General features: G+C 58.0%; 1 protein-coding gene. It reads right to left on the bottom strand.

Annotation, left to right across the window (positions count from 1 at the left end):
• Window positions 1–25: 25 nt before the first annotated feature.
• Window positions 26–14,977, bottom strand: coding sequence for a non-ribosomal peptide synthetase (locus JOD82_RS20730; protein WP_209949864.1), 14,952 nt, complete (start codon window positions 14,975–14,977; stop codon window positions 26–28).
• Window positions 14,978–15,425: the final 448 nt, after the last annotated feature.

Below are 15,425 nucleotides of genomic sequence, written 5' to 3'. Positions count from 1 at the left end.
TGACGGCGGAGGCGCGCTTGTAGGATTAGAACGCGAATTCGATCGTATCGACGGCACTCTTTGCGCCTGCCGCCGGTTTATGACATTCAATCCGGCTTAGCTCGAGTTGTGGATTTTCCGCAATTTGAGACAGTACCCGCAGGTAATCCTCGGTCAAGGTGCGGATCATCGCTTCTTTGAACAGCTTGGTGGCGTAGAAGAAGCCCCCGCTCAGCGCCCCGTTGTTTTCATACATAAACAGCGTCAGATCGAACTTCGCTTCTTCCAAATGGTCAAGCTCGTAAGTCTTCAGGCTGACCCCTTCCAGCTCGGCGTCTCGTTCTTCGATATTTTGCAAGTCGAAAACGGCATCGAACAGCGGAAAGCGGCCCGGCTCCCGCTTCACATTCAAACGCTCCACGAGCTCCTCGAATGGATAATCCTGGTTCTCGAAAGCACCCAAAGCCGTTTCCTTCACTTCTTCCAGGTAAGACAAGAACGTTTTGTCGCCCGACGGACGATTGCGGATCGCCAGCGTATTGACAAACATCCCGATGACCGGTTCCAAATCGGCGTTCGTTCTTCCCGCCACCGGTGTGCCCACGACCAAGTCCTCCTGCCCGCTGTACTTGGACAGCAGCACGGTATAAGCCGCAAGCAGCACCATGAACAGCGTGCTTTCACGCTCGGCCGCCAATTCGCGCAACCGCGCAGAGAGAGAAGCTTCGACGTCGAACTCCAGATGCGCGCCTTCGTAGCTGCGAGCCGCAGACCGTTCGTAGTCCATCGGCAGGTCCGCCGTCGGCAGCTCGCCTTCGAAGGTTTGCAGCCAGTACGCTTCCTGCCGCCCGATCCGCTCTCGGTGGGCCTTCGACTGCTGCCAAACGGCATAATCCTTGTATTGGATGCGCAGTGGCGGCAGTTCTTCCCCGGCGTAGAAACTCGAGAACTCATCGATCACAATCGCCATCGATACGCCGTCGGACACCATATGGTGCATGTCGAAAAGGAGAATATGCAGGTTCGGCTCCAGCTCGATGACCCCGGCGCGCAGTAGCGGCGGCTTGCCGAGATCAAACGGACGAACGAAGCTGCGGACGATCTGCTCGATTTGAGCCGCATCCTCTTTATCCGCTTGATGATGCTCGATAGCAAACTCGACCTGCGGGTAAATCCGCTGAACCGCTTCGGCCTTCACGATTTCAAAACCGGTGCGCAGCGATTCATGCCGTGTTATCAATTTCCGCAAGGCGGCTTCCAACTGGTCTAAATCAAACTCGCCTTCCACCTGCACCAGCTCCGGCATGTTGTAAAGCTGATCCGCTCCATCCAGCGTGTGCTGAATGAACAGCCGTTTCTGCGCGGAGGACAGAGGGTAGTACTCTCTCTCCTCCGCTTGAGGAATGGCCTCATGCTCCCGCCGTTCCATCCGGGCGATCGCCTCGGCCATCGCCGCAATCGTCGAGTGACGGAATACGTCGCGCAGCGGCAGGTTGACGTTTAATTCCTTAAATACCTTGCCCGCCAGCGTCGTCGCCCGCAGGGAGTGGCCGCCGATGTCGAAGAAGTTGTCGTGAACGCCAATCTCCTTCGCAAGCCCCAGCACCTCCTGCCAAATCGCCGCCAGCTTCGTTTCCAGCTCATTGCGCGGTGCGATGTACTCCGTTCCGCTTCCCGCTTCCCCTTCCGGCGCCGGTAGCGCCTTCCGGTCAATCTTTCCGTTCGGCGTCAGAGGCAGGCGCTCCATCTCCACGAAGTACGACGGGATCATGTACCCCGGCAGCTCCTGCGCCAGCGCGCCGCGCAGATCGTTCACTGCCAGCTCCGCTCCGGTATCCGGTGTGTAATACGCGCATAGCGCCTTCTGCCCGTTCGCGTCACTTCGAACCAGCACCACCGCTTCGCGCACGCCTTCCACCCGCAGCAGCTGCGACTCGATCTCGCCCGTCTCGATCCGGTACCCCCGAATTTTCGCCTGGTTGTCGATCCGGCCGATGAAGTCCACGTTGCCGTCTTCCATCCACCGCGCCAAGTCTCCCGTTCGGTACAGCCGCTCGCCCGCGGCGAACGGGCTGTCTACGAACTTCTCTTCTGTCAGCTCCGAACGGTTCAAGTACCCGCGCGCCACTCCGACTCCGCCGATGACCAGCTCGCCCAGCACCCCGACCGGCACCGGATTCAGGTGCGCATCCACGATGTAGAATTTCGCATTCAGCCACGCTCTGCCGATCGGCACATGGCCTGTCTGCGGCAGCTTCGCCAATTCCTCGTCGTAGAAGCTGGAGTCGATCGCCGCTTCCGTCACTCCGTAAGCATTGATGATCCGGAACAACGAGCCGAAGCGTTCCTGCAAGATCCGGTAATCCGCCACACTGCAGCTGTCCGAGCTCGTGATCAACAGCTCCATCCAGCTCATATCCAGTTGCTGCTCGTGCACGTACTCCAGGAACGGCACGATCAGCGCCGGCGTCGATTCGAAGATGGTGACCCGTTCCCGCTCCATCCAGTGGTGCAGACGAGACGGATCGATCCGGTCGTCCTTCGGCACAATCACCATCGTGCCTCCGTTGTACAGCGTCCGCGCGATATCTCCCACGAACACGTCGAACGAGAAGCTTGCGAGCTGCAGCAGCCGCACCGGGAACTGATCCAACCGGTATTCCCGCCGGTAGCCCGCCGCCGTGTTCACCAGGCTGCGGTGCTCGATCATCACGCCCTTCGGCTTGCCCGTCGTTCCCGACGTATAGATCACGTACGCCAGATCCTCCGGACGGGCTTCATGGAAGCTGTCGGTGCCAACATTCTGATGGCTCTCATCGCCGTCGTCCACAGTATCCGTCAGCTTGCCGGAGACTATGCCCGAGCCAATCGGCGCATTCGCCCGCTCCTCGCTGTACGACGCTTCGTCGTCCAGGTACAGCACCGCCGCCAGCGCCAGCTCCTCTTCGTCAAGCCAGGCTTCAGCACGCTCTCGCAGCGCCGTTTGCGTCAGCAGCACCTTCGCTCCGCTGTCTTCGAGCATGAACCGTACGCGCTCCGCCGGATAATCCGGGTCGAGCGGCACATACGCCCCGCCCGCTTTCCAGACGGCCAGCACGGCCACCAGCAAGTCCACCGAACGCTCGGCGAGAATGCCGACGATCGTCTCCCGGCCGATGCCGCTTGCGCGCAGCGTAGCCGCCAAGCGGTTCGCCCGCTCGTTCAGCTCCGCATACGTCAGCCGGTCGTTCTCGTACACGACGGCCGCCTCTTCCGGCGTGCGCTCCGCCTGTTCCTCAAACAGCCGGTGGAACGCGGCCGCAGGAGCCGCTTCCGGCTGCGCCGGGTTGAACGCGCCGATAATTTGTTCTTTTTCCTCTGCCGTCAGCAAGTCCAGCTCGGCAATCTTCGCATCTGGACGGCTTACGATCGTTTCGAGCAGCTGCTCGTAATGTTTCGCCAGCCGTTCGATCGTCTCCCTTTTGTAGAGAGCCGTCGCATATTCGAAGCTGTAATCCAAGCCGCCGTTCTCCTCGCCCACATCCAAGCTGATATCAAACTTCGCGGTATCTAATACGCTCGGATAAGGAATCAGGCGAAGCCCTTCCAGCTCAAATTCCTCGTTTTCCGTATTCTGCATCGTAAACAGCGTGTCGAAGAGCGGATTGCGGCTTAAATCACGGGTGACTTGCACCTTGTCCACCAATTCTTCGAACGGATAGTTTTGATGCTCGAAGGCATGGAGGGTCGTTTCTTTGACTTCGTTCAGGTATGACAGGAATGTCTTTTCCGAAGCCGGATAACTGCGGATAGCCAGCGTGTTTAAGAAAATCCCGATCAACGGCTGCACATCTCCATGATTCCTTCCGGCAATCGGCGTACCGACGATCACGTCTTCCTGACCTGAATATTTATGCAGAAGGACGTTATACGCCGCAAGCAGCACCATAAACAGCGTCGTGCCCGTTTCCGAGGCCAGCTGCTTCAGGCCGTCGGTTTTCGAAGCGTCGAAGGAAAACTCCAGCGTTTGGCCTTCGTAGCTCTGCACGGCCGGACGCGGATAGTCGGCCGGCATTTCCAGCACCGGCAGCTCGCCTTGGAACATGTCCAGCCAGTACGCCTCCTGACGCTGAAGCCGTTCTTTCTGCTCCTGCGAATGCTGCCAAACGGTGTAGTCTTTGTACTGAATGCGCAGAGGCTCCAATTGCTCGCCGCCGTACAAGCGGACGAATTCTTCAACAAAGATTTCCATCGAGACGCCATCGGAAATAATATGATGCATGTCGTACATTAGAATATGACGTTCCGGAGCCAGCTCGACAAGGCCTACCCTCAGCAGCGGAGGCTTCGCCAAGTCAAACGGACGGACGAAACGGCGAACCATCTCTTCGGCCTCTTGCTCATCCACTCGATAGAACTCCACGGCAAAATTCACGTCCTGGTAAATCCGCTGCGATGCTTCGCCATCCACCATTTCGAACCCGGTGCGCAGCGTTTCATGCCGCGCCACGAGCTTACGGAACGCTTCTTCGAACCTTGCCCGGTCCAAAGCCCCCTCCAGCAGCATCGCTTCCGGCATGTTGTAGCTAAGCTCCGCGCCTTCCAGTTGATTCAGGATAAAGAGACGTTTTTGAGCAAAAGATTGCGGGTACACCTCTCGGTCATCCGCCACCGGAATGGCAACGAATGTCTGCTCATCCAGCCGGGAAATGGCGGCGGCCATGCTCTCAATGGTGGAATGGCGGAACACGTCGCGCAGCGGCAGATCCACGCTCAATTCTTTATGAATCTTGCTGACCAACGTCGTCGCCCGCAGGGAGTGACCACCGATGTCGAAGAAGTTGTCGTGAACGCCAATCTCCTTCGCAAGCCCCAGCACCTCCTGCCAAATCGCCGCCAGCTTTGTTTCCAGCTCATTGCGCGGTGCGACGTACTCCGTTCCGCTTCCCGCTTCCCCTTCCGGCGCCGGCAGCGCCTTCCGGTCAATTTTTCCGTTCGGCGTCAGAGGCAGGCGCTCCATCTCCACGAAGTACGACGGGATCATGTAGCCCGGCAGCTCCTGCGCCAGCGCGCCGCGCAGATCGTTCACTGCCAGCTCCGCTCCGGTATCCGGTGTGTAATACGCGCATAGCGCCTTCTGCCCGTTCGCGTCACTTCGAACCAGCACCACCGCTTCGCGCACGCCTTCCACCCGCAGCAGCTGCGACTCGATCTCGCCCGTCTCGATCCGGTACCCCCGAATTTTCGCCTGGTTGTCGATCCGGCCGATGAAGTCCACGTTGCCGTCCTCCATCCACCGCGCCAAGTCTCCCGTGCGGTACAACCGCTCGCCCGCGGCGAACGGGCTGTCTACGAACTTCTCTTCTGTCAGCCCCGGACGGTTCAAGTACCCGCGCGCCACTCCGACTCCGCCGATAACCAGCTCGCCCAGCACCCCGACCGGCACCGGATTCAGGTGCGCATCCACGATGTAGAATTTCGCATTCAGCCACGCTCTGCCGATCGGCACATGGCCTGTCTGCGGCAGCTTCGTCAGCGGCTCGTCGTAGAAACTTGAGTCGATCGCCGCTTCCGTCACGCCGTATGCGTTGATGATCCGGAACAACGAGCCGAAGCGTTCCTGCAAGGTCCGGTAATCCGCCACGCTGCAGCTGTCCGAGCTCGTGATCAACAGCTCCATCCAGCTCATATCCAGCCGCTGCTCGTGCACGTACTCCAGGAACGGCACGATCAGCGCCGGCGTCGATTCGAAGATGGTGACCCGTTCCCGCTCCATCCAGTGGTGCAGACGAGACGGATCGATCCGGTCGTCCTTCGGCACAATCACCATCGTGCCTCCGTTGTACAGCGTCCGCGCGATATCTCCCACGAACACGTCGAACGAGAAGCTTGCGAACTGCAGCAGCCGCACCGGGAACTGATCCAACCGGTATTCCCGCTGGTAGCCCGCCGCCGTGTTCACCAGGCTGCGGTGCTCGATCATCACGCCCTTCGGCTTGCCCGTCGTTCCCGACGTATAGATCACGTACGCCAGATCCTCCGGACGGGCTTCATGGAAGCTGTCGGCATTCGTCCGCTCCTCGCTGTACGACGCTTCGTCGTCCAGGTACAGCACCGCCGCCAGCGCCAGCTCCTCTTCGCCGAGCCAAGCTTCAGCACGCTCTCGCAGCGGCGTTTGCGTCAGCAGCACCTTCGCTCCGCTGTCTTCAAGCATGAACCGCACGCGCTCCGCCGGATAATCCGGGTCGAGTGGCACATACGCCCCGCCCGCTTTCCAGACGGCCAGCACGGCCACCAGCAAGTCCACCGAACGCTCGGCCAGAATGCCGACGATCGTCTCCCGGCCGATGCCGTTTGCGCGCAGCGTAGCCGCCAAGCGATTCGCCCGCTCGTTCAGCTCCGCATACGTCAGCCGGTCGTTCTCGTACACGACGGCCGCCGCTTCCGGTGTGCGCTCCGCCTGTTCCTCGAACAGCCGATGGAACGCCGCCACAGGAGCCGCTTCCGGCTGCGCCGGGTTGAACGCGCCGAGAATTTGCTCTTTTTCCTCTGCCGTCAACAAGTTCAGCTCGGCAATCTTCGCATCCGGACGGCTTACGATCGCCGCAAGCAAATGTCCGAAATGAGTCGACAGCCGCCGGATCGTGCTTTCTTTATAAAGAGCCGTTGCGAATTCAAAGCTGCACTCCAGGCCGCCGTTTTCTTCCGTAACATCCACACTCAGGTCGAACTTGGCCGTGCCGTATTCGCTAGGGTACGGGGACAATTTCAGCCCTTCCAGCCCAAACTCTTTGTCCTCCAAGTTTTGCAGGGAGAACATCGTGTCAAACAGCGGGTTGCGGCTCAAATCCCGGCTGACCTGCACTTTATCGACGAGCTCTTCGAACGGATAATTCTGATGCTCGTAAGCGCCTAAGGTCGTTTCTTTCACTTCTTCCAGATACGACAGGAAGGTCTTCTCCGAAGCCGGATAATTGCGGAGCGCCAGCGTATTAACGAACATTCCGATCAAAGGTTGCGTGTCTCCGTGCGTTCTGCCCGCAATCGACGTTCCGACGATCAAATCGTCCTGACCTGTGTATTTATGCAAAAGCACGGTATATGCCGCAAGCAGCACCATATACAGCGTCGTTCCTCTTTGAGCCGCCAGTTGCTTTAAGCCTTCGTTCGTTGCCTCGTCCACGAAGGACGTCAGCGTTTGTCCCTCAAAGCTCTGCACGGCAGGACGCGGATAGTCCGTCGGCATTTCCAGAACCGGCAGCTCGCCCCGGTAACGGTCCAGCCAGTAAGCTTCCTCGCGTTTCAACTGCACTTTTTGCTCGTCCGACTGCTGCCATACCGCATAGTCCTTGTATTGAATGCGCAAAGGCTCTAATGACTCGCCACCGTACAGACGAACGAGTTCCTCGACTAACACGTCCATCGAAACCCCGTCGGAGACGATATGGTGCATGTCGAACATCAGCAAATAACGTTCGGCTGCCAGCTCTACAAGCTCCGCCCGCAGCAACGGAGGCTTCGCCAAGTCGAAAGGCCGGATGAAGGCCTGCACGACTTCAGGCGCTTCTTCCTCGCTCGCATGACGGTACTCGACAGCAAAGTCGACGCTCTCGTAAATGCGCTGTATTGCTTCGCCTTGTACGATCTCAAAGCCGGTTCGCAGCGTTTCGTGCCGTGCGATCAGTCCCCGGAAAGCCTTCTCCAGCAGGCTCCGGTCAATCGATCCTTCCAGCAGCAGCACGCCCGGCATGTTGTAGCTCTGATCGGCCCCTTCCAGCTGATTCAGGATAAACAGCCGCTTCTGAGCCGAGGAAAGCGGATAATATGCTCTTGCGCCTGCCCGCGGAATCGACGAGAACAATTGCTTTCCGATCCGGGAGATGGCAAGAGTCATCTCTTCGATTGTCGAGTAGCGGAATACGTCGCGCAACGGAAGTTCGACGTTCATTTCCTTCTGAATCTTGCTGACAAGGTTCGTCACCCGCAAGGAGTGGCCTCCAAGCTCGAAGAAATTGTCCAGGACTCCAATGCCGGAGTAGCCCAGTACTTCCTCCCAGATCTTCACAAGCTGGGACTCCGTCCGGTTACGCGGCGCTACGTATTCGACGCCCGTTTGTATGCCGCCTTGCGGCTCCGGTAGCGCTTTGCGGTCCACTTTGCCGTTGGTCGTCAGCGGCATGCGCTCCAGCTGCACGAAGTACGACGGGATCATGTACCCCGGCATTACCTGGGCCAGCGAGGTTCTCATTTCGCTGACCGTCAGCGTTCGGTCCGCCACAAAGTAGGCGACAAGCGCCTTCTCGCCCTCGCCGTCCTGACGGGCGAGCACCACCGCTTCTTCCACGCCCTCGACGTTCAGCAGCTGCGTCTCGATTTCGTCCAGCTCGATCCGGTACCCGCGGATCTTCACCTGATGATCGATCCGGCCCAGGTATTCGATGTTGCCGTCCGGTAGCCAAGCCGCCAAGTCACCCGAGCGGTACAGTTTCTCCCCCTCCGCAAACGGGGAATCGACGAACTTCTCCGCCGTCAGATCCGGACGGTTCAGGTATCCTCTCGCAAGGCCTTCCCCGGCCACGTACATTTCGCCCGCTACGCCGATCGGCACAGGGCGGCGGTTTTCATCCAGGACGTACACCTTCAGCGTCGGGATCGGCTTGCCGATATTACTCTTCGCCGCCTCCATTTCGACCCACGTTATTTCCTTATATGTAACGTGAACAGTCGTCTCGGTAATGCCGTACATATTGATCAGCTTCGTCTCCGGGTACTTCGTCTTGAAGCCCTTGAGCTGCAGCGGACTCAGCGCTTCGCCCCCGAAGATGACGTTGCGAATCCGCAGATCGTACGGATGGTCCGCCAAGACCTCACGCAGTAGCTGGTAGAAGTACGTTGGCGTCTGGTTCAAAATCGTGACCTGTTCGCGGCCCAGCAGCGCCAGGAAATCGGCTGGACTTTTCGCCGTCAGCGGCGGTACGATGACCAGCTTGCCTCCGTACAGCAGCGCTCCGTACATTTCCCAGACGGAGAAATCGAAGCAGAACGAGTGGAACAGCGTCCACGTGTCGGACGGCCCGAAGTCGAACAGGTTCTTGTCGTTGAACAGGAGCCGCACGACGTTCTTATGCTCGATCAGCGTTCCTTTCGGTCTGCCGGTCGTTCCTGACGTGTAGATGACATATGCCAGGTTGCCCGGCCCGGAAATTGGCTCCAGGTTCGAAGCGTCCAACGCACCTTCGGAGTCCGCCCCTCTGTCGCCCCAAACGAAATCGTCCAATTCGAGGCGCGTTCCTGCGAAGTCGGTTTTCTCGTGCAGATGCTTTTGAATCAGCAATAACGGCGCGCCCGAATCCTCGATCATGAAGCGGATGCGCTCCTCCGGGTAGTCCGGATCGACAGGCACGTAGGCTCCGCCCGCTTTGAGAATCGCCAGAATGCCGACGACCATATCGAGCGAGCGTTCGGCCAGAATCGCTACCAGTTGGTCCGCTTCTACTCCCGTCTCCCGCAGCTTCCGCGCAAGGCGGTTGGATCGCTCGTTCAGCTCGCGGTAAGCCAGCTGTCGCTCGTTCATGACGGCGGCCACGTTGTCCGGGTAAAGCTCCGCCTGTTCTTCGAACAATTGAACGAGCGTCTTCTCGCGCGGAAATTCCGTGGTGGTGTCGTTAAAACGTCCGAGAAGGTCGGCCTTTTCCGCCTCCGTCACAAGTTCCAGCTCGCCCACTGTAATTTCCGGGTTATCCGTCACCTGCTCCAGCAGATGGACGAGATGCCCCTTGAGCCGCTCGATGCTGTCTTTATCGAACACTTCGGCGTTAAAGTCGAACCGAATTTCGATCTCGACTCCCGGCACCACGGTCACGTTGAAGTTATAGTTCGTCTGCTCCTCCATCTGAACGTCAGCGATCGTCAGGTCGCCGTGCTGCTGGTCGCCCGCCTGCTCCATCTGCTCGTCCACCGGATAGTTCTCGAAAGCGATGATATGGTTGATCAGGTTCTGCTTTTGCACGCTGCGGGCTTGAATTTCATACAACGGATAGTAATCATAACGCCCGGACTCCAGCGCCCACTCTTGGAGCTTCGCCATCAGGTTGGCGAACACGGTGTCCGCTTCGCTCGTGACGCGGACCGGCACCGTATTGATGAATAGCCCGATCATGGACTCGATACCCGGGATTTCCGCCGGTCTTCCGGCCACGACGCTGCCGAATACGGCATCGTTTGTTCCGTTATATTTTTGCAGCATAACGCCCCAAGCGGCTTGCAGCAGCGTATTGACCGTAACCAGGCGCTGTTTCGCCACCCGGTCCATCCGCTCGCTCAAGTCCTTGCCCAGCTCGGCGGTGACGTGATCAGCCGTAAATCTGCCGTTCGGCGCCGGTTCCTTTTGTCCCGGGAGTACGGTTTGCCCTTCATAACCTGCCAGGAATGCCGTCCAATAGCCGGATGCCGCCTGATCGTCCTGTTTCTCCAACCATTCGATGTAAGCGCCATAATCCGATCCCTTATCTCCCGCTGGCTGCTTGCCGGATGCCAAGGCCGAGTACGTCTCAAACAGCTCCTGCGTCAGCTGCGGCAGGCACCAGCCGTCCATCAAAATATGCTGGAAACTCCACAGCACATGATAGCTTTGCTCTTCGGTGCGCAGGATCGTAACCCGAACGAGCGCGTCATGTTCCATGTCGAAGCCGCGAAGTTTGTCATCCTCGGCCTTTTTATCCAAATACGCTTGTTTCTCGTCCGCCTGCAAATGAAGCAGCTCTTCATATTCAAAGCCGACCGGCTTGTCGCGGTATATGATTTGCAGCGGCTCGCCCGCCGGTCCTTGCACAAAATTCGCCCGCAGCACCAAATGACGTTTCGCAAGTTCCGTCCAGCTCCTCTCGAAAAGCTGGACGTCGAGTACTCCCCTCATCGTAAATCGCGTCTGCTCGAAGTAAGCGGCCGTTTGCCGGTCAAGCGCGCTGTGGAACCACATGCCCTTCTGCATCGGCGTAAGCGAGTAAATATTTTCGATTTCCCCGAGATGGCCCGAGCGCTGGGCGATTTGCTTTAGTTCGGCGATGGTCAAGCCTTTAAATTGCACGTCGCTAGGCGTCAATTCGGTATTTTCTTTGCCTGCGCAGTGGATAATGAGCTCTCGTAGACTTTGCTCAAGCCGCTGAGCGAAGGCTTCCATCGTTACCTTGTGATACTGCTTCCGGCTGTAGCTAAGATCAAGCGATAAAGTGCCGTCCAGCACCATGCCGTTGATATCCAGCACAAAGCTGCGGGCCTGCCGGTCGCTGGCCGGGCTGCCGCTGGAATAAGAAGATATACCGATCTCGTCCTGGTTGACATCATCGTCGAACTGGCCGAGGTAATTAAAATTAATTTCCGGCTCTGCGCCCCAAACAAAGCCATCCTCCGATTTGGAGAGATAGCGGCATATGCCGTACCCAAGTCCTTTGTTCGGAATGCGGCGCAAACTTTCCTTGACCTGTTTAATCTGATAGGCCAAATCCCGGTCGGTTTCCGGCTCTAGGACGACCGGAAACTTGGTCGTAAACCAGCCGACTGTGCGCGTGATGTCGATATCCGTTCCGATCGATTCGCGTCCGTGTCCTTCGAGATTGATCCGCACCCGTTCGTGTCCCGTCCACTTGCGAACGGCTATGCCGAGCGCCGTTACCAAAATATCGTTCATTTCGGTGTTGTAGGCCCGGTGAACCCGCTTCAGCAGCAGCTCCGTTTCTTCGGGAGTCAAACGCACGAACAGCGATTCGCTGTCCTGCTGCGTCGTAACGTCCGCCTCCAGATCCTTCGGCACGGCCGGAACCGCAATTTGTTCCACGGCCTGCCAATAGGCCCGTTCCTTCGCCATCTCCGCGCTTTGCGCGTAAGCGGCCAGCTGCTCGGACCAAGTGCGGTACGCATCCGTTTTGGCCGGGAAACGAATTTCCTCGCTTTTGCCGGCCTGCTCGTAACCCAGAGCGAAATCCTCCATCAAAATGCGCCAAGACACGCCGTCCACCACGGCATGATGAACCGCAAGCAGCAAATGATCGTCGTCCGCGCACCGGAACAGTCCCGCCTTCACGAGGGGCCCGTTCTCCAGATCGATGCCCGCTTGAATGTCCGTTGCCTTCGCTTCCACAGCCTGCGCGGTATTCTCCGCATCCTTGAAGTCGAACACGTCCAGCGTGAACAGCCCGCCTTCCTGAATCGCGCGGGTCCGCGCGCTAAACCCTTGTTCCGTCTTGCGGAACACCATCCGCAAGGCGTCATGATGCTCGGCCAGCTTTTGCAGCACCTGACGCACCGTCTCTTCGTCGAAGCGTTCCTTCCGGTACAGCATCACCGACTGGTTGAAATGATGCGGGTCCGCAAAGGAGCTCTCGAAAAACCAATGCTGAATCGGCGTCAGCGCCATTTCACCCGTTATTTCGCCTTGATCGATGGTACGTCCGATCGGTTTCACATGCAGGCTGAGCTGTGAGATAGTCGGATATTTGAACAAATCCCGGATTTCCAGCTTGTACCCGGCTTGATGAAGCCGCGAAGATACTTGAATGGACTTGATCGAGTCTCCGCCCAGCTCGAAGAAATGATCCGTTACCCCAACGCGATCGGCGTTCAATACCGCCTGCCACACATCGGCAAGCGTCCGCTCCGCTTCATTGCGGGGAGCTACGTACGCGCCGCCGGTCAGTGCGTTTCCTTCCGGGGCGGGCAAAGCCTTGCGGTCGATTTTGTCGTTCGGCGTGAGCGGCATCCGCGGAAGCTGAACAAAATGCGCCGGAATCATGTAATTCGGCAATTTTTGCGCCAGCTCGCTTCTCAGCTCGCCGAGCGTAAGCGGGCGGCCCGCGACCAGGTAAGCGCACAGTTCTTGCCCGCTTTTGCCTTCCCGTGCGATTACGATCGTCTCCTGCACGGAGTCGATCTTCAGAAGCTGCTCTTCAATCTCGCCGATCTCGATCCGGAATCCACGGATTTTCACCTGATGGTCAATCCGGCCCAAGTACTCAATATTTCCGTCCGGCAGCCAGCGGGCCAAGTCGCCCGTCCGGTACAGTCTCTCTCCGGGCTCAAACGGGTGTTCGATGAATTTCTCCGCCGTCAGATCCGGCCGGTTCCAATATCCCCGGGCGAGGCCGACGCCTGCGATGCATAATTCTCCCTCCACTCCGATAGGCGCTAGCTGATTCTGTGCGCCCAGTATATACAAGCGATGGTTCCAGATCGGACGTCCGATCGGTATCGCTCTGCGTTCGGTGTCATACGTAGACGCCGCCCACACGGATGTGGCGATCGAGGCTTCCGTCGGACCGTACGCGTTATAGTACTGTACCTTGTCTTTCCACTGCTGCACGAATTCGGCTGAAACGGCGGAGCCCGCCGTGATGAGCCTGCTCAGACTCGGCAGGCGGTCTGAATTCAAATAAGCCGCATAAGTTGGCGGCAAAGTGGCGATCGTAATTGCATGCTCGTTCATGAAACGTTCGAACAGCTGATCATCCAAAACCGTCTCGGTTGACGGTATATATAAGGTCGCCCCGAAATACAGGGCGTTGAACATCTCCCAGCACGACGCATCGAACGATAGGCTGGCGAATTGCAGCACTCGATCCTGTTCGGTCGTGTGAAGCGTATGGGCAAACGTCAGTTTCAAGCTGACCAGCCCGCGATGCTCCAGCATGACCCCTTTGGGTTTGCCCGTCGTACCTGATGTATAGATGACATAAGCCAGATCGTTCGGACCGCTGGCCGGCTCCAGGTTCGAGCCATCGTCGCTGTAGGCCTGCTCGTCATCCAGCGCCACCACGGTCCCTTCGAACGGCACCTGCAGCAGCAGCTCCCTTTGAGTCAGCAGCAACTGCGCGTTCGAGTTCTCCAGAATGTAGCGGATGCGTTCTTCCGGGTATTCCGGGTCGATCGGCACGTAGGCACCGCCAGCTTTCAGAACCGCCAGAATGCCAACGACCGTCTCCAGCGATCTCCTGGCCATCAAGCCTACCAGCTGATTGGGCAGCACCCCGACCGATCGCAGCGTCCGCGCCAGCCGGTTCGCCCGTTCATTCAGCTCCGCGTACGAAAGCCGCCGCCCCTCAAAGACAACCGCCGTCGCTTCGGGCACCCGCTTCGCCTGCTCCTCCACGAGCTGATGAATCGTCCGATCACGGGGATAGTCCTTCTCGGTATCGTTAAAGCTTTGCAGCAATTGAAATTTCTCGTCCTCCGACAGCATGTCCGCCCGCACGATGTCCAGCTCCAACTCGTGAAGCCCCACGGCCAGCAGGCGATTCAGATGGCCGACGACCCGAGTCATGAACTCGGAGTCATATAAGTGCTCGTTATATGACAGCGCTAGCTGTATCGTCCCGCCGGTTAAGCTGAATTCAAAGGAACAATCCGTGACCACGTTTTGCCCGATTTCGTCCAGATGCAGCTCCTTAAGAGATACTAGCGTATGGATGACGGGTATCCCGTCTGCATATTGCAGGTCCAGCTTCTCCGCCATTTTCAAGAACGGAATATGTTGGTGCTGAATCGCTTCAGGCAAGGAAGTCCTCAGCTCGCTCAGAAGCGTTTTAAAAGTCGCACCCACCGAAAGCGAGTTTTTCAAAATGACCGTATGATTAACGGATCGGCGCGTCTCCGTCGGTTTCCGTACAACCGGCATGCCGACCAGAATGTCAGAAGCGCCTGTATATTTATGCAAGAGCGACTGAACACCGGCGAGCAAAATCATAAAAGTGGCCAGCGGAGCGCCCTTGCTCATTTGAAGGACGCGCTGCGCCACTTCCTCTGAAAGCGAACCGCCGACGGTTGTCATAATGGGCGCCAGGGAGCTTGGAGCCTTGCTGTAAGGCAGACGCGTCAAGGTATAATCGTCGCTACCGAATTTTTCGTTCCAAAACAACGTTTCTTTTTCAAAAGCCATCTGGATCGTTCCCCTTTCTTCATCGGCAAAAGCAATCCGGCGGAGCATATGCCGCAGCAACGCTCCAGCCTCGCTCCCCGCCTTTTCAAACATGTGACAACAATGTCAATGGCTCTCGCCAAGTCACCGCTTCGCTTGCCCGGTTGATCGCATGCGGCAATCCTCTGCCTAGCAGCTGTCCCGCTCGGCTCCCATGCGTGAAAGACAACAAAGAGCATCGTTCTATGCAAGAGATGCGGCTGCTACCGGCTCCTCTGCTTCAATATGCTTGCTGCGGACGAGCCGCCCGAAGACGGGCTTTGGTTTAACATTGGGTTCGGAATTGGATTTGGGGGTGGACAAGGGATGTTCCTCCCATCGATGTAAGACTTGCTGTAGGGTTCCGGCCGGCCAGCACAAAGTCGGCCGTACCTCCGGATTCGGCACCGGAGCTGCCTTTGTCGAAGCTTATGTTTAAGGATATTGATACACTCTATGTACGATTTGTGTATTCCCCCGCCTGGTGTGGATAAGTAAAGATCCGGCTGCGGGGTAGTGAGCC

The organism is Paenibacillus sp. 1182, assembly GCF_017833915.1.
GTDB classification, from domain to species: Bacteria; Bacillota; Bacilli; order Paenibacillales; family Paenibacillaceae; genus Paenibacillus; species Paenibacillus polymyxa_D.
This window is presented reverse-complemented; position numbering and strand designations above follow the sequence as displayed.

Excerpts from the sequence above, each read along its gene's own strand:
- JOD82_RS20730 (WP_209949864.1), bottom strand. The coding sequence starts at position 14,977 with ATGTTTGAAAAGGCGGGGAGCGAGGCTGGAGCGTTGCTGCGGCATATG.